General features: G+C 56.2%; 16 protein-coding genes, 1 tRNA gene and 2 pseudogenes. 18 read left to right on the forward strand and 1 reads right to left on the reverse strand.

Annotated features, from left to right (window positions below; translation table 11 throughout):
- Positions 1–265: 265 nt before the first annotated feature.
- From dauA to GWQ29_RS06640, 8 genes and pseudogenes are all read left to right on the forward strand, one after another.
- On the forward strand, positions 266–2,002 hold the full coding sequence (gene dauA / locus GWQ29_RS06605; RefSeq protein ID WP_275919042.1) for a C4-dicarboxylic acid transporter DauA: 1,737 nt from the start codon (positions 266–268) through the stop codon (positions 2,000–2,002).
- Between the two features lie 274 nt (positions 2,003–2,276).
- Positions 2,277–2,364, forward strand: a tRNA-Ser gene (locus tag GWQ29_RS06610).
- 576 nt (positions 2,365–2,940) lie between these two features.
- A complete protein-coding gene (hcp1, locus tag GWQ29_RS06615; RefSeq protein WP_021140316.1) occupies positions 2,941–3,459 on the forward strand; it encodes a type VI secretion system effector Hcp1 in 519 nt (172 codons plus the stop codon).
- 305 nt (positions 3,460–3,764) lie between these two features.
- Positions 3,765–5,696, forward strand: a pseudogene (locus GWQ29_RS06620) (type VI secretion system tip protein VgrG); the annotation flags it as partial.
- 174 nt (positions 5,697–5,870) lie between these two features.
- Positions 5,871–6,548, forward strand: a complete 678-nt coding sequence (locus GWQ29_RS06625; protein ID WP_275919123.1) for an ADP-ribosyltransferase — start codon at positions 5,871–5,873, stop codon at positions 6,546–6,548.
- Positions 6,545–7,345 (forward strand): DUF4123 domain-containing protein, encoded by an 801-nt coding sequence (locus GWQ29_RS06630; protein ID WP_275919043.1) that lies wholly within the window; start codon positions 6,545–6,547, stop codon positions 7,343–7,345. Before GWQ29_RS06625 ends, GWQ29_RS06630 begins: the two co-directional genes overlap by 4 nt.
- Positions 7,345–9,291: a DUF2235 domain-containing protein gene (locus tag GWQ29_RS06635; RefSeq protein WP_275919044.1), complete on the forward strand. Its 1,947-nt coding sequence runs from the start codon at positions 7,345–7,347 to the stop codon at positions 9,289–9,291. The genes GWQ29_RS06630 and GWQ29_RS06635 overlap by 1 nt, the downstream gene beginning before the upstream one ends.
- Positions 9,291–9,992, forward strand: a complete 702-nt coding sequence (locus tag GWQ29_RS06640; RefSeq protein WP_275919045.1) for a DUF2931 family protein — start codon at positions 9,291–9,293, stop codon at positions 9,990–9,992. Before GWQ29_RS06635 ends, GWQ29_RS06640 begins: the two co-directional genes overlap by 1 nt.
- A gap of 87 nt (positions 9,993–10,079) precedes the next feature.
- Here the strand turns inward: GWQ29_RS06640 and GWQ29_RS06645 are convergent.
- A pseudogene (locus GWQ29_RS06645) lies at positions 10,080–10,679 on the reverse strand (IS3 family transposase); the annotation flags it as partial.
- Between the two features lie 19 nt (positions 10,680–10,698).
- On the opposite strand from GWQ29_RS06645, the gene GWQ29_RS06650 reads away from it, so the two are divergent.
- From GWQ29_RS06650 to tssK, 10 genes are all read left to right on the forward strand, one after another.
- Positions 10,699–11,397: a DUF2931 family protein gene (locus GWQ29_RS06650; protein ID WP_275919046.1), complete on the forward strand. Its 699-nt coding sequence runs from the start codon at positions 10,699–10,701 to the stop codon at positions 11,395–11,397.
- 258 nt (positions 11,398–11,655) lie between these two features.
- A complete protein-coding gene (locus GWQ29_RS06655; RefSeq protein ID WP_275919047.1) occupies positions 11,656–13,014 on the forward strand; it encodes a tetratricopeptide repeat protein in 1,359 nt (452 codons plus the stop codon).
- Positions 13,015–13,668: 654 nt separating this feature from the next.
- A complete protein-coding gene (tssB, locus tag GWQ29_RS06660; protein ID WP_265421355.1) occupies positions 13,669–14,172 on the forward strand; it encodes a type VI secretion system contractile sheath small subunit in 504 nt (167 codons plus the stop codon).
- Between the two features lie 38 nt (positions 14,173–14,210).
- Positions 14,211–15,689: a type VI secretion system contractile sheath large subunit gene (gene tssC, locus GWQ29_RS06665; RefSeq protein ID WP_256688174.1), complete on the forward strand. Its 1,479-nt coding sequence runs from the start codon at positions 14,211–14,213 to the stop codon at positions 15,687–15,689.
- Positions 15,690–15,695: 6 nt separating this feature from the next.
- Positions 15,696–16,127, forward strand: a complete 432-nt coding sequence (gene tssE / locus GWQ29_RS06670; protein ID WP_087755878.1) for a type VI secretion system baseplate subunit TssE — start codon at positions 15,696–15,698, stop codon at positions 16,125–16,127.
- Between the two features lie 3 nt (positions 16,128–16,130).
- Positions 16,131–17,897 carry a type VI secretion system baseplate subunit TssF gene (gene tssF / locus GWQ29_RS06675; protein ID WP_005310691.1) on the forward strand — a complete coding sequence of 589 codons (1,767 nt, stop codon included), beginning with the start codon at positions 16,131–16,133 and terminating at the stop codon, positions 17,895–17,897.
- Positions 17,861–18,859 carry a type VI secretion system baseplate subunit TssG gene (gene tssG, locus GWQ29_RS06680; RefSeq protein WP_059112431.1) on the forward strand — a complete coding sequence of 333 codons (999 nt, stop codon included), beginning with the start codon at positions 17,861–17,863 and terminating at the stop codon, positions 18,857–18,859. The genes tssF and tssG overlap by 37 nt, the downstream gene beginning before the upstream one ends.
- 40 nt (positions 18,860–18,899) lie before the next feature.
- Positions 18,900–20,135 (forward strand): type VI secretion system-associated FHA domain protein TagH, encoded by a 1,236-nt coding sequence (tagH, locus tag GWQ29_RS06685; protein WP_212540975.1) that lies wholly within the window; start codon positions 18,900–18,902, stop codon positions 20,133–20,135.
- Positions 20,135–20,650, forward strand: a complete 516-nt coding sequence (tssJ, locus tag GWQ29_RS06690; RefSeq protein WP_275919048.1) for a type VI secretion system lipoprotein TssJ — start codon at positions 20,135–20,137, stop codon at positions 20,648–20,650. The genes tagH and tssJ overlap by 1 nt, the downstream gene beginning before the upstream one ends.
- A gap of 2 nt (positions 20,651–20,652) precedes the next feature.
- Positions 20,653–21,987, forward strand: coding sequence for a type VI secretion system baseplate subunit TssK (gene tssK, locus GWQ29_RS06695; protein WP_275919049.1), 1,335 nt, complete (start codon positions 20,653–20,655; stop codon positions 21,985–21,987).

Consider the following 21,987-nt stretch of genomic DNA (forward strand, 5'->3'; position numbering starts at 1 on the left):
GTCTGCCGCGGGCCGTGTGCATTTGGTTAGCAGGCGAAGTGAAAAATCTGCGTAATGGTGATAAAAATCGGCGATATGCCAGCAACAAACCGCTATTTTGCGGTGAAATGGTCATTCATTGATCCTGCCCATCGAAATATTTCCTCGGCTGGAGTATGGTTGCCCCGGATACCATCGCCGTGTCGACAGTTCTGCCGGCCCTTGATGATGATCGGGCGCCGGTTAAATCCGGCCTTTATCTCCCTCTTCTGGTATTACGACATAGATGCACAACCAAGCTCCCTTGCAAAGCGTGAAGCTGGCCATTGCTTTACGCCAATCCTGTATTGATGAACCCTATAGCATCCCTCGCTTTGGCCGTGACCTGATCGCCGGCGTCACGGTCGGCATCATCGCCATTCCGCTGGCCATGGCGCTGGCGATTGCCAGCGGCGTGCCACCGCAACATGGTCTTTATACCGCCATCATCGCAGGTATCGTCATTGCCGTGACCGGTGGATCCCGTTTCTCCGTGTCGGGGCCGACCGCCGCCTTCGTGGTGATCCTCTACCCGGTGGCCCAGCAATTCGGGGTCGGTGGCCTGCTGATGGCGACCCTGATCTCCGGCTTCTTTCTGGTCGCCATGGGGATGGCCCGACTTGGGCGCCTGATTGAGTACATTCCGCCGTCAGTGACCCTGGGCTTTACCGGCGGGATCGCCATCGTGATCGCCACCTTGCAGATCAAGGACTTCTTCGGGCTCCAGGTGCCTGATATGCCGGAAAATTACATAGGCAAAGTAGAGGCGCTGGTACATGCCCTGCCAAGCTGGCAATGGGGTGACACGCTGGTCGGGATTGCTACCCTGGCCGTGTTATTGCTCTGGCCACGGCTGCGCTTGCCAGTGCCCGGTCACTTGCCCGCCGTGCTGGTGGGTGTGGGGCTGGGGTTTGGTCTGCACTACTTTGGTGTCGATGTGGCCACCATTGGCAGCAAGTTCAGTTATACCCTGGCCGATGGCACACAAGGCATGGGGATCCCGCCCATAGCGCCGACTCTGGTAATGCCCTGGGCACTGCCGGGGCCGGATGGTTCACCGGTCGAATGGAACCTGGCGGCCATCGAGCGCTTGCTGCCGGCTGCGTTTTCCATGGCCATGCTGGGGGCCATTGAGTCGTTGCTTTGCGCCGTGGTACTCGATGGCATGACGGGTCGCAAGCACAGCTCCAATGCCGAGCTGGTGGGGCAGGGGTTGGGCAACATATTGGCGCCTTTCTTCGGTGGTATCACGGCAACGGCGGCCATTGCCCGTTCCGCGGCCAACGTACGGGCGGGTGCCACCTCGCCGGTTTCCAGCATAGTGCATGCGCTTGTGGTACTGGCCGCCATTCTGGTGCTGGCACCCTGGCTCTCCTGGTTGCCGCTCTCGGCCATGGCCGCGCTGTTGCTGATCGTGGCCTGGAACATGAGTGAGGCACACAAGGTAGTGGAGCTTGTGCGTCGCGCCCCCAAATCCGATGTGCTGGTGTTGGTGGTGTGTCTGTCGCTGACCGTCATCTTTGACATGGTCATTGCCATCACTTTCGGGGTGATCCTGGCGTCGCTGTTGTTCATGCGTGAAATTGCCAAGATGACCAAGCTGCACGATTTGGCCGATCACAAGCGCTATGCCGACGAAGTGCCGACGAATGCCTTGCTTTACAAGATCAACGGCCCGCTGTTTTTTGCGGCAGCCGAGCGTGTCTTTGGCGAGCTGGTGGCTCAGGTTCAGGGGCACAAGCTGCTGGTATTGCAGATGGAGGCTGTCTCCATCCTGGATGCCGGGGGACTCTCTGCTTTCCTGCAGTTTGAAAAGCAGATGGCCAAGGCCGGAGTGGAGCTGCGGGTTGCCGAGTTGCAGTTTCAGCCGTTGAAGACATTGGCGCGTGCCAAGGTGCGCCCTGTACCGGGTCAGTTGGAGTTTTATGGCTCTCTGGAAGAGGCATTGAAAGGCGAGCAGAGTCACGAACAGGCCGCCAGTTGATGGTATGGGATGCAGAGGTGGAAAGATTTTGCGCAGTTGGCTCGGTTCTTGAGCAAACAGATTGAAAACCGCAAAATTGCATTGACCCAAACACAATGCATCCCTTACATTACGCCCCGTCGCTGCGGCATGGTCTGCAAGCGATGGTGCAACTCAGGCACCTGAAAATGTGAGAAAAAATTTGGTGGGATGCCAGAATGGCTGCCCACCGACGAAGTCGGCAAGAAAGCACGCATGGCGTGATCCGAAAGCCACTTCAACGAAGTGAAAATTTGGTGAGGTGTCCGAGTGGCTGAAGGAGCACGCCTGGAAAGTGTGTATACGGCAACGTATCGAGGGTTCGAATCCCTCCCTCACCGCCAAATAAAAGAAAAGGGCCTGTCGCAAGACAGGCCCTTTTCTTTATGCCCGTTTGACGGACTGTCCGGTTCGAACGTGATATGTGTACAGATCTCGTTATCACTGACATGCAGCAAACCCCCAGGCAATCTGATTGTCCGGGGGTTTTGTTTTTCCATGGCGGCCATTCGACCCTATATCGGTTCAGCTATTCGCCCAGCCTCTTCATTACTCTGATCGCATCGGGTGATCTGGTCGTCATGATTGCCAGAACCTTGTTCGTATGCGTCATCAGTGGATTACCTCAGCCTACTGCTCTAGCTCAGTGGGAAGGTCAGCCACAAGACGCTGTTACTTGCCTAACGGGGTTAAGTATCATTATGAGCAAGGCATTGCTTTAATTTTGGTTTTAAATACTGGGCGTGCAAACTTTTGCAGTGTTATATGCCACTCGCGCAACTTGTTGCGCTCTCTTTGTGAGGGTATAGACCTGAGTTTTTCGTAAGGCTTTGTTTTTTATAAATAAAAATGTTTGGCATGGTCACTGCTAATGGTTTTGGTCGAGTGTCATTACCGTTCAACCAATCAGGAGCATACCCATGCCAACTCCATGTTATATCAGCATCGAAGGTAAAACCCAGGGCAACATCACCGCGAGTGCCTTCACCTCCGATTCCGTCGGCAACATCTTCGTGCAGGGCCACGAAGACGAGATGCTGGTGCAAGAGTTCCAACACGTCGTCACAGTGCCGACTGACCCGCAATCCGGTCAACCTGCCGGCCAGCGTGTCCACAAGCCGTTCAAATTCACCGTTGCCCTGAACAAGGCCGTACCGCTGATGTACAACGCCCTGGCCTCCGGTGAAATGCTGCCGAAAGTGACCCTGAAGTGGTATCGCACTTCCGTGGAAGGCAAGCAGGAGCACTTTTTCTCTACCGTGCTGACCGATGCCACCATCGTCGATATCGACTGTCAGATGCCCCACTGCCAGGATCCGGCAAAGTCCGACTTCACCCAGCTGATCCAGGTCTCTCTGGCCTACCGCAAGATTGACTGGGAACACACAGTTGCTGGTACCTCCGGCTCTGACGACTGGCGCGCACCCAGCGAAGCGTAAATTGATACAAAGGGGCACTGCTTGCGGTGCCCTTTGCTATCTACGCGATTGACGAGCATCCATTTGAGGATATCTCGCCGACTGTCTTCTACTCCCCCGTTCTGCACCACCCCGATTTTTTCTTGTACCCGTTTGCTCTTTGCGAGTGGGTACAAGAAAAAAACCGAATTCACGTCTTGTCGCACGCCGTCAAGGGCGTGCGGTAGCCATGGTGTCAGAAAAGCCAGGGCGATGGCGGATCTCTCACACAGTTTGAAAAGCCCCCGAGTGTACGGGGCTGCACCATATCTCAGAGGCGCTCACCGATGGCAGACAGCACAGGATTACAATTCACCGTCAAGGTAGGGGCGCTGCCCGAGAGCACTTTCGTGGTGGCCGAGTTTGCGCTGGAAGAGGCGCTGAACAGCCCGTTCCAGTTGCGGTTGGAATTGGCCAGCCCCCAGCCGGATGTCGACTTTGCCGATGTGCTGGACCAGCCGTGCGAGCTAATGGTGTGGTACAACGGCGAGCTGCAACGGCGGGTGTGCGGGGTAGTGAGTGACTTTGCGCAAGGGGACAGCGGCTTTCGCCGCACCCGCTACCAGCTGCTGGTGCAGCCGGCGTTGTGGCGGCTTTCGCTTCGTCACAATTCCCGCATCTTCCAGGCGCAGAAACCCGATAAAATCCTCAGTATCCTGCTGCAAGAGCACGGCATTACCGATTACGCCTTTGCGCTGAAAAACGAGCATGCTCAGCGCGAATACTGCGTACAGTATCGCGAGAGCGACCTCGATTTTGTCAACCGGCTCGCCGCCGAAGAGGGGCTCTTCTATTTCCACGAATTTGAAGCAGGCAAACACCGCATTGTCTTTGCCGACGATGCGGCAGCGCTGACCGCCGGCCCCGAACTCTTCTTCAACTTGGGTAACCGCTCCCTCGAGCAGGGCCCCTATGTGCGCCAGTTCCACTACCGGGAAGCGGTGCGCCAGAGCGATGTGGAGCTCAAGGACTACAGCTTCAAGACCCCGGCCTACGGGCTCTCCCACAAGAAACAGGGCAGCGAGCTGGAGCATCAGCGCGATAGCTACCAGCACTTTGACTTTCCCGGTCGCTACAAGCAGGACCCGAGCGGCAAGGAGTTTGCCCAGCACAGGCTCGATGCGCTGCGCAATGACGCTGTGGCGGGCAGCGGCAAATCCAACAGTGCAGCCCTGCTGCCGGGCCAGTTTTTCTCGCTGACCGAGCATCCGAACGGCAGTCTCAACACCGACTGGCAAATCGTGCGCATCAGCCACACTGGCTTGCAGCCGCAGGCGCTGGAAGAGGAGGGGGGCAGCGGTCCGACCGTCTACCACAACGAGTTTGGGGTGGTCAAAGCTGCGACCACCTGGCGTGCCCGTATCGGCAGCCCACAAGCCCCCCACAAGCCCATGGTGGACGGCCCGCAAATCGCCATCGTGGTGGGCCCTGAAGGGGAAGAGATTTACTGCGACGAACACGGCCGGGTGAAACTGCAATTCCCGTGGGACAGATATGGCAGCTCCAACGACCAGAGCTCCTGCTGGGTGCGGGTGAGCCAGGGTTGGGCTGGCGGGCAATACGGCATGATGGCGATTCCGCGCATCGGCCACGAAGTTATCGTTTCATTTTTGGAAGGGGACCCGGACCAGCCTATTGTCACTGGTCGCACTTTCCACGCCACCAACCGGCCGCCCTACGACTTGCCTGCCAACAAGACCCGTACCGTGCTGCGCACCGAAACCCACCAGGGCGAAGGCTTTAACGAACTGCGTTTTGAAGACCAGGCGGGCCAGGAAGAGATTTACATCCACGGTCAGAAAGACCTGAGCGTGCTGATTGAAAATGATGCGGCCTGGCACATCAAGCATGACCAACACACCGACATCGACAATGAGCGAGTCACCCGCATCAAGGCCAACGACCATTTGAGCGTGGAGGGGGAGAAGCGGGACCATATCAAGGGTGACCTGTCACTGACCGTCGATGCCTCCATGCACCAGAAGCTGGGCCAGAGCTGGCTCACCCAGGCAGGGCAGGAAGTGCACGTTAAGGCCGGCGCCAAAGTGGTATTGGAAGCGGGATCTGAGATCACCGTCAAGGTGAGCGGCTGCTTTATCAAGGTCGATGGTGGCGGCGTTACTCTGGTCGGCCCCACCATCAAGATGAACTCGGGTGGCAGCCCGGGTTCAGGTGCTGGTTGGGGGGGCAAGGCCCCAATCCTGCCAGGCAATGTCGAAGTGCCAACACCACCACCAGCAACTTTGCCAGCCCCGGCCATCCACAAGAGCATGGAGTCCATGGCGCCGCTGGCCAAGCCTTGTCCAGCAGCCCCACCACCTGTACCACCTCCGCCTGCCGGGGGGCCACCGGCTCCACCACCCGTCCCACCCCAGCTTGCCGGAGGCGCAGGGATGCCACCGCCGCCGCCACCTGTTGCGGCCAAAGGGGAAGGTAAAAAGCCGGCAAAGAAGTGGGCGACGGTAGAGATATCCAAAGCGGATGAAGCGCTCAGATACTATTCGGCGCAGGGGTACACATTGCTCAATAACTATTTGCGTGATCGCCCCTACAAGCAGCGAGAGGCCATCGATACCCTGCTTAGTCGCAGCTATTTGAATGATGAGCCGACATCTGCGGGTGAATTTGATAAGGCAATGAAGGCCTATGTTGCCGATGTGGAGGCTGGTCTGGCCAAATTGCCGGCCTCACCTGAGTTGTCTTTCGTTTACCGGGGGCTAGCGCTAGACAAGCCGGAGCTTGCAGCCCTGAAAGAGCAGTTCACCGGGGTGGGCAATATTGTTGTTGAGCCAGGATTCATGAGTACCTCACCGGACAAGGCCTGGGTCAACGATACCTTGTTGAAGATCCGCTTGCCTGCCGGTCATGGTGGCCGTCTGCTGGGAGACGCTGCGCACTTCAAGGGAGAAGCTGAGATGCTGTTTCCGACGCAGACCAAGCTAAGGGTTGATCGAGTAGTTTCCTCCACGAGAGGTGATTTCGATACCTTGCTCAATACGGTCCCAACCTCTGACAATGCATCGGACAACCGCAACAGGATCAAGCGACTGATTGAGGTTTCCGTATTATGACGTTATTTGACTGGCTCGCTGGCGAGCAAGCGGGTGAGAGATATGCCGTCATCGATGGAGCCCAGGCGGTGTCAGCTGTGGCGGATTTCTATGCATATGATGGAGAGAATGCCAATCCACTTTTTGCCGGTACCGCTTTTGATGAGCAGTCTGCATTGGGGCCCTGGTTGCTACCTGCGCCTTCCACTGAGTTCATGATGGCCAATCCTGCCCTGAGCGGCTTCTACCTGATCAGCGACCAATCAGTGGAGCTGATCCGCCGCCATTGGCAGAGCCTGATAGAAGCGATACGCGAGGGAGAAGCAGTCTGGTTTCGTTTTTCTGACCCACGCATTTTTCTGCCTATGCTCAGCGCCATGACCCCTGATGAACGCGATAGTGTGCTGGGTCCCTGTTCCGGGCTCTGGATCCATGGTGAAGCCTTCGTTCGCACGCCCAATGCCCGGTTCCAACCGGCCTTGCAAACTCCCTGGTTTTATATCCGGCCTAATCATCTGGCTGGACTCTACGACGAGAACCGTCATGCCTACATCTTGCGACGGCGATTATGGCAGACCATGACGGCTATGATGGAGCGCCATCCCGACCCAGCCGGTACCATTTTACCCACCCTTAAACAGGCCAATCAGGATGGGCTGCAAGAGGATGTGCGCGATGGTGTGGTGGCTGGCGCCTTGGCCTTGCAGGCCAATCTGCCTCTTGAAGAGATACGGGCGCCTTTGATGCTGACCGATGATGAGCTGGTTCAGGTAGCCAACTGGCTGAACAAACATCACGAATTGACAGGAGTATCCTGATGGCGGCAGATCCCCACTGCATCCCTTGTGAACGATATGACGGCTGGATAGAGATAGACGTTCGCGATGAGCATAACCGCTCGTTCAAGGGGCTCAAGGCCACCTTGACTGACGAAACCGGCAAGTCAGAGACGGTCACCCTGAAGGATGGGCCCACCCTGGTGCGAGGGTTTGCGGTTGGCCCAGTGGCTGTAAAAATCGAGACGCCAGCCTGGCTCAAGGCGGCGCAATCCCGTGAGGCCCTCAAGGAGGGTGAGGCCACACAGGTACCCGCCTATACAGACAAGTTATTCGGGCACTGCGACGTCAAACGAGAGCATATCAAGGTGACCACTGGCGACCTTTGTCTCACCGAGCCAGAACAGCCGCTACCGAAAAGACATCAGTCAGGACAGGCTCAGCCTCCACGCTTTATCACCAAACACTCCTACGTGATTGAGGTGAAGGGCTATCAGCTTACCACCCTGCGTATCGGGGTGTTTTTTGATGGCACAGCCAACAACACCTTCAAGCATAAAGAGGGGAAAAGTGCATTGGAGGCTGCCTTGGAGCAATGCAGCCCGGAAGAGCAGCAGATATTGCTGGAGCAGTGTTTTGAAGGGGCGTTGCCTGATGGCCTGAATAACAGTGAGAAGAACGACATCACCAATATTGGTAAGGCTAGGGAGCTATATAAACAGCCAACAAAATCCGAATTGAATGTAGCAGTTTATGTTGAAGGTATTGGCACCACCGAAGGGCAAGACGATGCAAAAGCCGGTCTTGCCGCAGACAAGGGCGACACCTCTAGTGCTGTTCGGGTTGAGCAGGCCTGTCAAACCCAAATTGTGGCAGAGGTCAAAAAACAACTTGAGCGTATACTGCCCACTATCGAGTGCATTCAGAAGGTCGAGTTCGATGTATTTGGCTTTAGCAGGGGCGCATCTGCCGCCCGCCAGTTTGTAAACCGTATCGATCAGAAGGGAGATCACCCTCTGGTGGAGGCCATGGCCACTGATCCCGATATCCCCTTGAAGACGGGCTTTGACTGGGCCTGTCGTGATGATGTGCGCATCCAGTTTGTCGGGCTGTTTGATACCGTGGTCAGCTCCTATCTGTGGGGTAAACGTAATGTGACGCTGGCCCCTGACTGTGCCGAGCGAGTGGTGCATATCGTGGCGGCTGACGAGTGGCGCTATCACTTTGACTTGACCCGTATTACTGATGATGCCGCAGGTACTGCGATTGCGGATAGTTTTACCGAGGTCATTATTCCCGGCGCTCACTCCGATATCGGTGGGGGCTATTACAGCCGCTGGAGTTTGCGTGACCCCAACGGGGCCTCACCGCTCATAACTGAAAATTGCGTGATCGCTAGCTTCAATTCCTTTGAGTTGCCTCACATCAATGCTGCCAAGTCTAAAGCGTATCTGGATGCTTGTGCCTATGCCAAAATGAGGGTCGCACAAGGGTGGGCCAAGGGCGTTGTGTCTCTGACTAGCAATAGTCAGCCCACCCAACTTGGCTATCTGAATGTACGCCCATACATAGGCTCAATAACAGGTAGCCAAACTGGTGGCCAGCGTCGCATCAGCGTCGAGGTGGTGCTGCACCGGATTGTGGAGGGGGAGTATTCACGGATCCCCTTGCACATAATGGTGGAAGCGGCACGGGATGCGGGAGTGCCATTTATAGAGTGGGACCCCACTCGACGGGATTTGATGATGAAAAGTGCACTTTCATGCCCCACTGTGAACCTGGCCAAACTCGATGAGCTATGGGTAAATGTGGCCAAACGGCGTGGAGAGGCGATCAACTTAGCTCGTAGCTTACCTGACGAAGTGTACCAAAAGTTGCGACTGAGTTATTTGCACTACAGCGCAGATACCGGGCTAGTCAACAAGCCCAACAAGGTTGGTGACACAGAAATCCGCAAGATGGCGGGTAATAAAAAGGGAGGTTATTAATGCGCTGGATACTCTTACTGCTGCTGTTGCCGCTAGTCACTGCTTGTCAGGCCGCTTCTTCCCCACCCAAAAATTTGGAGTGGTGGCATATGGTTGGTTCCAACTCAGATGAACTTTGGGTGACCGAGGTACTCTTTTATCGTCAGGGCAAGTTGGTGGATGCCTCGACCAATGGTTCCGCCGGATTTTTCGGGGTTGAAGGATTAAAAGAAAAAGACTATCGCTGGAGTATTTCTAAAGGGAGCCACACCACGCGGCCAACGCCGGATCGGGTGGACCTGGAGTGGATTTCATTTCATGACAAAAAACGCTATCGCATTAGCCTGACATTACCAGCTGAGCTGGAAAGCATGCTTGTACAACCTTATCGCATCAAGGTGAGGGATGAATGGCGCGAAGAGCGTCGAGATAACATTGGCTTAGGCATGGCCACCGGAGGCTATGTGGAAGCATTTTTAACCAGTGTCAGAGTGACACCTGATATCCTACTGGCCAGGGGAATTGCCAAAGAGGTCACGGATGATCCCTATGATCAACGTTTCCCACTCTCCAGCCAGTTTAAAAATGCTTGGGCCCGTTTTGACAAGGATTACAGGGATGCCTACAAGCAATACCCTACTCCTAGTGGGATGAATTGGGCTCCTATCATGGACGCATACCGTGCCGCACAGCCTAAGACAGATATAAACCTGGTTCGATGATGGCATCGATGCGCACACTCCTATTACTGCTGCTGTTGCCGTTAGTCGCAGCCTGCCAAGCTGCCCCCACAGGACCCAATGTAGTGGTCAACTAAATCCGGACACTTGGTTAGGCCGAGTATCGGCCTCTGCTGGCGGTATCCCATTATTGTGTTGATGTGGTCGCCGCCAGTTGTAGTAATCCATCAGGTCATGGCTGATATCCCGTTTCGCTTCCCGCAGACTCATGTAACCTGTCGCCGGAAGTCACTCCGTCTTCAAGCTCCTGAACAACCGCCCCATCGGGGCGTTATCCCAGCAGTTGCCACGTCGGCTCATGCTCTGGGTCATACGATAGCGCCACAGTCGTTGCCGAAATGCCCGGCTGCCATATTGGCTGCCCTGGTCAGAGTGAAACAGCACGCCTGACGGACAACCTCGTTGCTGATACGCCATCTCAAGTGCTTTCACGGCCAGCTCGGCATCTGGTTTATCTGACATCGCCCACCCCACAACCCGCCGGATATGCAGGTCAAGAACCGCTGCCAGGTAATGCCAACGACCACCTGCCCAGACGTAGGTGATATCGCCACACCACACCTGATTGGGTTGCTGGACATCAAATTCGCGGGCCAGCAGATTGGGAATGTCCGGTTGTTCAGACCGTGCAACCTTATAACTGTGTGTGTCCGGCTGTTTGGATGATAGAGAACAAGGAAGCATAAAGATGAAATATATCGTCGCATTGTTGGGAGTCAGCTTGTCATTGATGGCCTGCGCGGTTCCACAATCTCTGTCTAAATTTGCTTGGGATTATGGTACAGGCAGCAATATAGATCTTACTAAGAACACCAAGACCGAGTTCTATCTTGGAGGGAAAAAGGTTTATGCGGACCGTCTAGCTGGAGGGGGGGCTGGAGGTCTGCTTGCCGACCGTATCAAGGGACAGCGTTATTACTGGGCTGGCGGCGGTGGCCTGCCCACCGATGGCGTTCCCGTCCCCGATAAAGCCGTGATTGAGATGGTTTCGTTCCATGATGGCAAGCGCTACCGCATCAAGGTAGATTTACCTATCGATCTAGAGCAGAAAATGCGTCAGGTGTATTTGGTTGAAGGGCGTTATGAAAGACGAAATCGGCTCTACTTTGGATTGGCTCCTGGTGGTTATTTCGAGGTCATATTAACCGGAGGAGGATTGCAGCTCAGCCCTGACCTACTGCTTGTCCGCGGCATAGCCGAAGAGGTGATCGATGATTGGTATGATCAGAAAGTACCGATAGCGCGCCAATATGGTATGGATGATTTCGACAAGAAATATGGCGAGCTATTCAAGCAACACCCTGTACCGTTCGGTATGGACTGGGCCCCGATCATGGACGCCTACCGTGCCGCACAGCCTAAGACGGATACCAACCCGGTCGATTAATTTGGATAGTGGTTTAAGAGGTATCAATGAAGCAGTACCAACATTGGTTGGCCCAGTATCTGACCTGCCATCGTGATAACGACCATGTCATGGCTGCAGAATTGGCAGAGAGTATCGGTGCCTTCTGGCAGGCAAGGCTAATAGTCAGGGACGGCGCGGCATCAGCTTTATGCCTATCAGGTGGTCACGTAGCATAACGGAGCTGCCAGTAATATGGCATCTACTCATCTTCAACTTCTATCAGCGTAGATTTTTCTCATGACATACCGTGCTTTATGGCTTGCACTGGCGAGCAGCTGGTTAACCGCTTGTACCACAACTACATCACTCACTGAGTCGGAGCTATCTCAAACAGCCCAGCAGGGTCATGGCAAAGCCCAGTATGAACTGGCCAAGCGTTTGGCGGCCAAGCCTGATTATCCCGAGGCGATGCGCTGGATGAAGCAGGCGGCGCAGCAATCTGGCCCCTTGGCGGCGGATAGCGATATTCGTGGTGAAGCAGCGTTGCAGGTGGGTCGCTGGTATCAGTCCGGCCTGGGTGAGCCGAAGAGCCCAACGTTGGCCAATGACTGGTGGCAACGTGCGGCCAAACTGGGTAATCGTGAGGCCAGTTATCAGCTGGGGATGGATTGCCAGCTCAACCATAAAGGCAAATTGGTCAGCGAGTGTCTCGACTGGTTCGAACAGGCGGCCAAACAGGATCATGCCCAAGCGCAACTGATCCTGGGGCAGTGGTATGCCAAGCAGTCCGGTGCCGATACAGAGGCCATCAAATGGCTGGAAAAAGCGGCCGAGCAGGGCAATCGTGACGCTCAGTACCAACTCGGGCTGCGTTACGAGCAGGGGAAGGGGGTAAACAAGCGCTCCGATATTGCCCAGCGCTGGTTTGAGAAGGCTGCCGCCCAGCAGCAACCGGACGCCTTGCTGGTGCTTGCTCGCCAGGCAAGTTCGGCAGAGGCATTTACTGCCTATCAGCGTGCTGCTAACGCGGGTTCTGCGCCTGCCCAGTTGTGGTTGGGATTGGCCTATCAGGCCGGCGATCTGGTAGCGCAGGATCTTGCGCTGGGTCGATATTGGCTGGAGCTGGCGGCTGGTCGTGGTTCCCATAAGGCTGAATATCAGTTGAGCTTGCTGCAGACCGATGTTGTTTCACGTGAGCATTGGTTGACGCTGGCGGCCCAGGGAGGGTTCAGTCAGGCACAAGTTGCATTGGCGGAGCTGCAACAAGAACGGGGGGAGCTGGCTTCAGCCCGTCAGAGTTTTGCGCAGGCAGCCCAACAAGGCAATGTCGATGCCCGGTACGCTTATGCCGAGATGCTACGACTGGGGTTGGGCGGCAAGGAAGATTACAGTCAGGCACTGCAGCAGTATCGACTGGCAGCCAATGCCAATCACAGAAACGCGCAATATCGTATGGGGATAATGCGTGAGCAAGGGTGGGGAGCACCACGTAATAGATTGCATGCTTATGCATGGTACTTGCTTGCTGCAACGGATGGTAATAGTGATGCAACCAAGGCGCGCGATGAGCTGGAAAAGGGGATGACAGAAAAAGAGAAGAGTACCGGTCAGAAACTGGCGCAGCACTGGTTCGTTAAGTTCAAAGGCGCGATTTAATCGAATGAATTTTTTATTAAAAGCGTTGTAAATCATATGCCTGTCATCTAGGTATTGAGTGTCACCTCTTATTATATTTATTTTGTTTAAATGTATCTTTTACCCTTCCATTGGTAATTCCTGTGCCAGATGAGTTTAAAGATGAGTGAATGAACATATGTGACAAGGGTTGACGCAGCAACAGGTGCTTGGCGTCAATCCTTGTCGCGTCGTCATTGCTTTATTGGATATTCTTTTATAATAGTCATCTCGAATATCTTTTGTTTCATCTTGCATACAGGTTTTAATATTTTTTGTTTTTTCAATAAGTGTACACAAGCGCTTGTTTTTTAAAGTAAATATTTTATTTTAATCATGTCTTATTGACGTTGCTGAATGGATGAATATACCATTCGCCGCAAATGGCACTTTAAGCCAACATGACCTCTGACAAAGAGCAGAGGCATAATCGGGTTGTATAGATAACAAGGTGCATATTGTGTTTTTGATTATTAGAGTCTCTGCTCTTTTTATATCAAAAACATATCAGTCGGCCTATGGAGTCGCGTGTCGCTATTCAGCGACACAGTCAACTGTCATTTTTGACAGTTGTTGGTTAATCCATCGGCTATAAGCTTTTGGGTCTTGGCAGATCCACAACTTGGTATTTAGAGCATGGGAAAGAGTATCGATGGCGCCACTGTTGCGCCCAAAGAACGCATCAATATCAAATATGTGCCGGCAACCGGTGGGCAGCAGGGAGAAGTTGAACTTCCGCTGACCATGATGGTGGTAGGCAATATGAAAGGCCGTACCGAAGAAACCCCTATCGAGGAGCGTCAGACCGTCTCCATCGACAAGAACAACTTTTCTTCCGTCATGAAAGAATCTGCACTGGAATTGAATTTTTACGTTCCCAATCGCCTGGAGGAGAACAGCCAGGACGAGATGCCGGTTTCGATCAAGATCCAGTCACTGGATGACTTCACCCCTGACAGCGTAGCCCAGCAGGTACCCGAACTGCGCAAGCTGCTGGAACTGCGTGAGGCGCTGGTTGCCCTGAAGGGACCGCTGGGAAATATTCCCTCCTTCCGCAATCGTTTGCAGGACCTGCTGTCCAGTGATGAAGCTCGTGAGCAACTGCTCAAGGAGCTGGATTTGATTAAGCCTGCCGAGTGATCGGTAGGTTGGATTGATTGACGAGAAAGGAAAACAACATGTCTTTGGTCGAAGAACAGGTTCAAGCGGGGGCCAATACCGCCTCCCCGTCCTTGCTGGACGAAATCATGGCGCAGGCCCGTATCAGCCCTGTTGATGAGGGTTACAGTGTTGCCAAACAAGGCGTTGCCGCCTTGATCGCCAATATTCTTGATAACGGTACCACCAGCGATCCTGTCAACAAGGCGTTGGTAGACAGCATGATTGTCGAACTCGACAAGAAGCTGAGCAAACAGATGGACGTCATCCTGCACGCCAAAGAATTGCAGGAGATGGAATCTTCCTGGCGTTCACTCAAGTTGCTGGTGGATCGCACCGATTTTCGTGAAAACATCAAGATCCAGGTGCTGCATGCGACCAAGGAAGAGTTGCTGGAAGATTTCGAGTTCTCCCCCGAGATCACTCAGTCCGGCCTCTACAAGCATGTTTATTCCAGTGGTTATGGCCAGTTCGGTGGCCAGCCCGTCGGTGCCGTGATAGGTGATTATGCCTTCACCCACAGCTCACCCGACATCAAGTTGATGCAGTATGTCAGTGCCGTTGGCGCCATGGCGCATGCCCCCTTTATCTCCTCGGTAGCACCCGCCTTCTTTGGGGTCGACAACTTCACGGACTTGTCTTCCATCAAGGATCTCAAGTCTGTCTTCGAAGGCCCGTCCTACACCAAGTGGCGCGCACTGCGCGAATCGGAAGATGCCCGCTATCTGGGGTTGACGGCACCGCGTTTTCTGGCCCGTCTGCCATACGATCCGACCGAGAATCCCATCAAGGGCTTCAACTATCAGGAAGACATCAGCTCGGATCACGACCACTACCTGTGGGGCAATACCGCGTATCTGATGGGCACCTCCCTGACCGACAGCTTTGCCAAGTATCGCTGGTGTCCGAACATTATCGGTCCGCAGAGCGGTGGTGCCATCCACGATCTGCCGGTACATGTCTACGAGGCCATGGGTCAGCTGCAAGCCAAGATCCCGACCGAAGTGCTCATCACCGATCGTCGCGAATATGAGCTGTCAGAAGAGGGTTTCATCACCCTGACCATGCGTAAAGACAGCGACAATGCAGCCTTCTTCTCCGCCAACTCGGTGCAAAAACCCAAGGTGTTCCCCAATACCAAGGAAGGCCGGGAAGCTGAGACCAACTACAAGCTGGGTACCCAGCTGCCCTACATGTTCATCATCAACCGCCTGGCGCACTACATCAAAGTGCTGCAGCGCGAGCAGATCGGCTCCTGGAAGGAGCGTCAGGATCTGGAGCGTGAACTGAACGGCTGGATCAAGCAGTTCGTCGCGGATCAGGAAAACCCGCCGGCAGAGGTGCGCAGCCGTCGCCCATTGCGTGCCGCCCAGATCAAGGTGCTGGACGTGGAAGGGGAGCCGGGTTGGTACCAGGTTGCCATGGCTGTGCGTCCGCACTTCAAGTACATGGGAGCCAGCTTCGAGCTGTCTCTGGTAGGTCGACTGGACAAGGAATAATGCCCGATGCCGTATCTCTCTTCCTGGGATAGAGGAAATGCGGCCAGTCTGTTTGATCGTATCCGGGGGGAGGGGCTGAGCTCTTCCCCCCGCACGGAGTCTGAGGAACTGATCGCATCTGTCAAACGGCAGCTCGAACAGGTTCTCAATACCCGTCCCGGCAATTGCCGCAGCGCGCCCGATCTGGGTGTCATTGATCTCAATGACGCTACTCAGGGCAGTGCGGATATCAAGGGGCGGATCCGTGAGGCGATCCGGCAGTGCATCCGTCGTTATGAACCTCGGATCATTCATGTGGATGTACGGTCACCCGACTATCAGGCGAGTCCGCTTGAGATGTCGTTTCAGGTGACGGCCCACGTGAGGCTGGAGCATATCGAGCAGGTCACCTCGTTCAACGTCCATATGGACAGTCACCGTCACTACCGCATGGTCTGATCAATGTCGCTGGAACATTACTTCAGGGATGAATTGGCTTTTTTGCGCCTGCAAGGGCGTGAATTTGCCGATACCTATCCCGAGCTCACCCGTTTCCTGTCGGAGCAAAATACCGATCCGGATGTGGAGCGCCTGCTGGAAGGCTTCGCGTTTCTCACCGGCAATCTGCGCGCCAAGATCGAGGATGAGTTTCCCGAGCTGACCCATGGTCTGCTCAATATGCTCTGGCCCAACTATCTGCGCCCCGTACCCAGCATGACCATCATGCAGTTTTCGGTTATTCCGGGGGCCATCGCTCAACCGGCGCTGGTCAAGCAGGGGTGTCAGCTCGACAGCCTGCCCATCGACGAGGTGACCTGTCACTTTCAGACCTGTCACGATGCCTGGGTCTATCCGGCAGATATCCGCCATATCTCGGCGCAAAGTGGTAACGATCTCTCCACCATCTCGCTCGATATTGCCTTGCATGCTCCCTTGCCGCTCTGCGAGTTGCAGCTGGACAAGCTGCGTTTCTTCCTAGGTGGCGACAGCTATACCGCCTATGAGCTCTATTTCTGGCTCGCCAACCAGCTCTCCCATATCGAGCTGGAGATCGATGGCAAGCGCTTTCGCCAGGAGGCCAAGGCCCTGAAATCGGTCGGTTTCGAGCGCGACGACGCGCTCCTTCCTTATCCGAACAATGTCTATTCCGGCTACCGGATCTTGCAGGAGTATTTCTGCTTCCCGGAAAGCTTCCTCTTCTTTGAACTCAGCGGCGGCGACTGGCCGAAACAACCCTTGCCGGTGAGCGAATTCAAGCTCCATTTCTGTTTTGACAGGCCCTTGCCTGCCGAGCTCAAGATCCGACCCGACTCCTTCATGCTCAACTGTGTGCCGGCCATCAACCTGTTCCAGCACGACAGTGAGCCGGTCAACCTCAATGGCCGTCAGGCGGAATATCCCCTCAAGGCGAGTTATCGCCATGCGGACAGTTTCGAAATCTTCTCGGTGGATCAAGTCGAGGGCTGGGTGGAAGGCAACCTGGGTCGCTCCCGCGGTACGCCGCGTATCTACCAGCCGTTTGAAAGTTTTCAGCACCAGATCGAACGGGCCAAGCACAGGTTGGCACTCTATTACCGGGTGCGGGTCAAAGAGTCGGTCAGCGGGGATGGCTTCGAGCACAACCTCTCGTTTGTACGCGGGGATGAGACCACCACGGTCGAGCTGGACGAATCCATTTCGGTCACGCTGACGTGCACCAACCGCTCCCGAGCTGCCCGTCTCAAGGCTGGCAGCATTTGTGTGCCCACCGGCAGCTCGCCTTCGTTTGCCACCTTTCGCAACTTGATCCGGCCGACCCGGCCGCTGCGTCCGGCGCTGGATGGCAGTCTGCACTGGACCCTCATCTCCAATCTGTCGCTCAACTATGTCTCTCTGCTGCGTCGGGATGCCTTGGTACAAGTGCTGCGCACCTATGACTTCCCCGCGCTGCATGACAAGCAGGCTGAACAGGCATCGCGCAAGCGACTGGCGGGGATCGAGGAGATCGAGACCAAACCGGTGGACAGGCTGGTGCGCGGCATGCCGGTGCGCGGGCTCAAGTCGGTACTCTCCATTCGCCAATCCGCCTTTGGCAGCGAAGGGGAGCTCTATCTCTTCAGTACCGTGCTGGCTCACTTTTTCTCCCTGTATGCCAGCGTCAATGCTTTCCACCTGCTGGAGGTGGTCAATCTCGACAACAAGGAGCGCTATCAATGGCCAGTCCAGATCGGTCAGCACTCCCTGATGTGACCTCCACCAGGGACGCGCCCCGTTTCAATTTCTTCCAGCTGGTTGAACTGCTCAACCGGCTGGACGGCGCCGATCAGGAGCGCGGCCTCGACCATTTGCCGAGTGACGAAAATATCCGCTTCAAGGCGACCGCGTCCCTGGGTTTTCCCACCAGCGATGTATTGCAGGTGGGTCGCGATGGCAAGGGTCGCCATGAGCTTGAAGTAGCGTTTCTCGGCTTGCACGGCAGCCAGTCACCCATGCCAGGTTATTACCTGGATTCGTTGGCGTGGGAGTACGCGCAAGGGGAGCAGAAGCTCGGGTTGTTTCTGGACTTCTTTCACCACCGCCTGCTGACGCTGCTGCACAGGATCTGGCGCAAATATCGCTATCACGTGCGCTTTCAGGACAACGGCGAGGATGGTTTCTCCCGTCTGATGTTTGCCCTGGTGGGGCTGGGCAATGAGGCCGTCTGCCAGAGCCTGCCGGTCAATCGCGCCAAGATGCTCTCTTATGCAGGCATGTTGGCCAGTCCCAGCCGCTCGCCCGAGGTGGTGGCCGGTCTGGTGGCGCACTGTTTCGATCTGGCGGATGTGGAAGTGAGTGCCTGGCAATGGCGCAAGGTGCCCATCCATCAGGATCAGCAAAACCGGCTGGGCGGTGCTTGCGCCACTTTGGGCGGCGACTTTGTCATCGGTGACAAGGTGAACGATTGTGCGGGCAAGTTTTTATTGAAGATCAATGACCTGAGTTTTGGCCAGTTTCTCGGTTTTCTCCCGAACGGGGAACACTTCCATGCGCTGGTGACCTTTGTCTCCTTCATCCTGCGCGACCAATTGGCCTGGGATCTGCGACTCGGCTTTGGCCAGGAGCAGGCCCGGGGGTTGCGATTGGGAGAAGAGCAGAGCGCGCGCCTGGGATGGAGTACCTTTCTCGGCCAACCGCCGAGCGACCCGTTTGTGACTATCTGTGTACAGGAATAAACGCAGGAAATTCGGTGTAGAAATCAGTGCAGGAGTGAATGTGGACGATTTTAATCAGCAACTTTCCCTGGTGGTGCTCAACAGCGAACAGCTCGATGGCAGCCAGCAGGTGCAGTACCGCTTCGACGAGATGGGGGGCACTCTGGGTGCCTCAGAGCAGGACGATTGGCAACTGCGTGACAGGTTGGGGTCGGTCATGCCGGCCCACGCCCGGATCGAGTTGAACGATGGCCGTTTCTGCCTGTGCGATCTGAGCGGTCAGACCTACATCAACGGCGCGACCTCGCCCATAGGGCGGGCCCGCAAGGTACACCTTGAGCAGGGTGACGAACTGATCGTCGGTCCGTTCCGGATGCGCGCCTATCTGGGGGCCATCTCCCCCGAGCAGAACCTGCACCAGGTGCTGGGCAACCGGCCCTCCGAGCAGCTCGATGAGTGGCTTGCCGGGGAGGAGACCGGTCAAGCCATGGAGGATCCACGCGCCCTCGCCGTCGACCCCTTGCTGGCACTGCAACATGAACGCTCGGTGCTGACCCCGCTGGTGGATCCCCGCCAGCCGTCACCACTGCGTTCACAACCGGATATGGATGCCGTATCCCTCGCCCCTTTTTCTGCTGTCGAGAACACCATGAACCAAGAATTTCTGGATATGCCCACCATAGAGAATCACCCCGATTACCACCCTCCGCTGGAGGGGGTGGACCACGTGGCGCTGACCCCCTTGATGCGCGGCCTGGGTCAGTCCCTGCAGTTGCAGGATACCCAGCAGGCTCACGACATGCTCGAAGAGATGGGCAAAACGGTGCGCGCCATGGTGGAAGGACTGCTGCAGTTGCAAACCGATCAGGCTGCGCTGGCAGACAAGCACCTGCGTCCCATCGAAGACAATCCGCTGCGCCTTGGTCTCGATTATGACGAGACCCTGGCGGTGATGTTTGCCGAACAGAAGAGTCCGGTGCACCTGACGGCGCCGGCGGCCGTGGCCGAGAGCCTGCGCAATGTGCGCATTCATCATGTGGCGAACCAGCAGGCCATTGGCGCGGCGCTGGACAGCATATTGCAAGCCTTCTCGCCAGAGGCACTGATTGGCCGTTTCGAGCACTACCGTCGTACCGGCGCCCCCGGTGTAGCCGACGAAGGCTGGGCCTGGAACATGTACCAGCACTACTACCGCGAGCTCACTTCTGCCCGTCAGCAGGGGTTCGACAAGCTGTTCCATCAGGTCTATGCCCAGGCATACGACCAGGCCGTGCGTCAGCAACAGGGACTGATTTGATGATACGTGCGCTGATGCTGGGGGCCTTTCTGCTGACCCTGGCAGGCTGTACCACCATGGGCAAGATGGCCGATGTGGCCATGGATCCGGATATCCAGGTGGGCAGCAACGATGAACAAGCCACCACCCTGGGGCTGAGCCTGCTGGCCGAGCGGGATGTCAACCCCAACGAGAGCGGGGAGGCGGCACCCATCGAGTTTCAGGTGGTGCTGCTGGCCGAAGACTCCAAGCTGCTCGCCACCGATTACGACCAGGTGACCGAGGATGTGGAAAAGGCCCTTGGCAAGAACTACCTGGATCATCAGGACTACACACTGCTGCCGGGCCAGTTCAAGTATCTGCCGCCCATCAAGCTCGATGAGAAGACCCGCTACATCGGGGTGATCGCGCGTTATGCCGATCCGGACAGCGCCGAGTGGCGCAAGGTCATCAAGGTGAAGAGCATGGGGCGAGCCTATCAAATCCTGGTTCATCTGCGTCTGGATGAAGTGGAACTGCAAAAAGAAGAAGAATAATCATGTCGAGTCGAAATCGGGTTATCTGGCGTGAGGGGCTCTTCATCAAGCCCCAGCACTTCCAGCAACAACAAAGACATTCAGAGTATGCGCTGCACGCCAGACTGAGTGCGCTCAGCGACTATTTCTATGGCTTGCAGTCGCTGGCCATCAACGAGGACTACCTGGGGTTTGGCCGTATCGCCCTGGTAGGTGCGACCGGCATACTGCCGGACGGCACCGTCTTCAATATTCCCAATGACGATGTGCTGCCGGCGCCCCTGGAAATTACCGATGCCTCGGTCGCCAACCAGAAGGTTTACCTGGCATTGCCGCTCTCGGTGAACGGGGTCAACGAAGTCAATCAGGGCGGCCAGGTCGCCACCCGCTTGCAGGCCCATCGCCACGATGTGCGCGATCTGCACAGCGAAGGGGGGGATGTTGTCTCCCTGGAAGTGGGGCGAGTCAGCCTGCGGCTGATGCTGGAGCGCGAAGATCGCAGCGCCTATGCCTCGCTCGCCATCGCTCGCATTCTGGACAAGCGTCCGGACGGTGGTCTGGTGCTGGATCCCAACTTCATGCCCTGCAGCATCAGCGTCTCTGCCATTCCAACCCTCAAGCGCTTCCTCGGCGAGTCGGCCGGGCTGGTGGCCGAGCGGGCTCGCAGCCTCTCCCAGCGCATTGCCGCCCCCGGTCAGCAGGGGGTCGCCGATGTGGCCGAGTTCATGATGTTGCAACTGCTCAACCGCGCTCAGCCCCAGCTTTCCCATCTGGCGCGTCTTGGCACCCTGCATCCGGAACGGTTGCACGAGGCCCTGGTGCAGATCTGTGGCGAGCTGATGACCTTCACCGATGAATCCCGTCTGCCCCCCGAGTTTGCCGCCTATCGTCACGACGATCAGCAGGTGAGTTTCGAGCCTGTGATGCTGGCTCTGCGTCAGGCGCTCAGTACCGTGCTGTCGCCACGTGCCGTCTCCATCCAGCTGCGCAAGCACCAGTACGGCGTCATGGTGGCCATGGTCAACGAGAGCGAGCTGATGCAAAGCGCCGACTTCGTGCTGGCGGTGCGTGCCCGCATGCCGCAGGAGCAGCTGCGCAAGCAGTTGCTGCAGCAGACCAAGGTGGCGTCGAGCGACAAGATCCGCGAACTCATCAGCCTGCAACTGCCCGGCATTCCGTTGTTGCCACTGCCGGTGGCGCCGCGTCAGTTGCCCTATCACGCCGGTTACAGCTACTTCCAGCTCGATCGGCAAAGCCCGGCCTGGCAGATACTGGCGGTCAGCAACACGCTCGCCTTCCACATTGCCGGTGATTTCCCCGAGCTCGACATGCAGCTCTGGGCCATTCGCAGCCAGTGA

It is taken from the genome of Aeromonas sp. 2HA2 (assembly GCF_029237345.1).
Classification (GTDB): domain Bacteria; phylum Pseudomonadota; class Gammaproteobacteria; order Enterobacterales; family Aeromonadaceae; genus Aeromonas; species Aeromonas salmonicida.

Excerpts from the sequence above, each read along its gene's own strand:
- tssK (WP_275919049.1), top strand. The coding sequence starts at position 20,653 with ATGTCGAGTCGAAATCGGGTTATCTGGCGTGAGGGGCTCTTCATCAAG.
- tssG (WP_059112431.1), top strand. The coding sequence starts at position 17,861 with ATGGCCAGTCCAGATCGGTCAGCACTCCCTGATGTGACCTCCACCAGG.
- GWQ29_RS06630 (WP_275919043.1), top strand. The coding sequence starts at position 6,545 with ATGACGTTATTTGACTGGCTCGCTGGCGAGCAAGCGGGTGAGAGATAT.
- tssF (WP_005310691.1), top strand. The coding sequence starts at position 16,131 with ATGTCGCTGGAACATTACTTCAGGGATGAATTGGCTTTTTTGCGCCTG.
- tssB (WP_265421355.1), top strand. The coding sequence starts at position 13,669 with ATGGGAAAGAGTATCGATGGCGCCACTGTTGCGCCCAAAGAACGCATC.
- GWQ29_RS06650 (WP_275919046.1), top strand. The coding sequence starts at position 10,699 with ATGAAATATATCGTCGCATTGTTGGGAGTCAGCTTGTCATTGATGGCC.
- tssJ (WP_275919048.1), top strand. The coding sequence starts at position 20,135 with ATGATACGTGCGCTGATGCTGGGGGCCTTTCTGCTGACCCTGGCAGGC.
- dauA (WP_275919042.1), top strand. The coding sequence starts at position 266 with ATGCACAACCAAGCTCCCTTGCAAAGCGTGAAGCTGGCCATTGCTTTA.
- hcp1 (WP_021140316.1), top strand. The coding sequence starts at position 2,941 with ATGCCAACTCCATGTTATATCAGCATCGAAGGTAAAACCCAGGGCAAC.
- GWQ29_RS06640 (WP_275919045.1), top strand. The coding sequence starts at position 9,291 with ATGCGCTGGATACTCTTACTGCTGCTGTTGCCGCTAGTCACTGCTTGT.
- GWQ29_RS06625 (WP_275919123.1), top strand. The coding sequence starts at position 5,871 with ATGCCACCGCCGCCGCCACCTGTTGCGGCCAAAGGGGAAGGTAAAAAG.
- tssE (WP_087755878.1), top strand. The coding sequence starts at position 15,696 with ATGCCGTATCTCTCTTCCTGGGATAGAGGAAATGCGGCCAGTCTGTTT.
- GWQ29_RS06655 (WP_275919047.1), top strand. The coding sequence starts at position 11,656 with ATGACATACCGTGCTTTATGGCTTGCACTGGCGAGCAGCTGGTTAACC.
- GWQ29_RS06635 (WP_275919044.1), top strand. The coding sequence starts at position 7,345 with ATGGCGGCAGATCCCCACTGCATCCCTTGTGAACGATATGACGGCTGG.
- tssC (WP_256688174.1), top strand. The coding sequence starts at position 14,211 with ATGTCTTTGGTCGAAGAACAGGTTCAAGCGGGGGCCAATACCGCCTCC.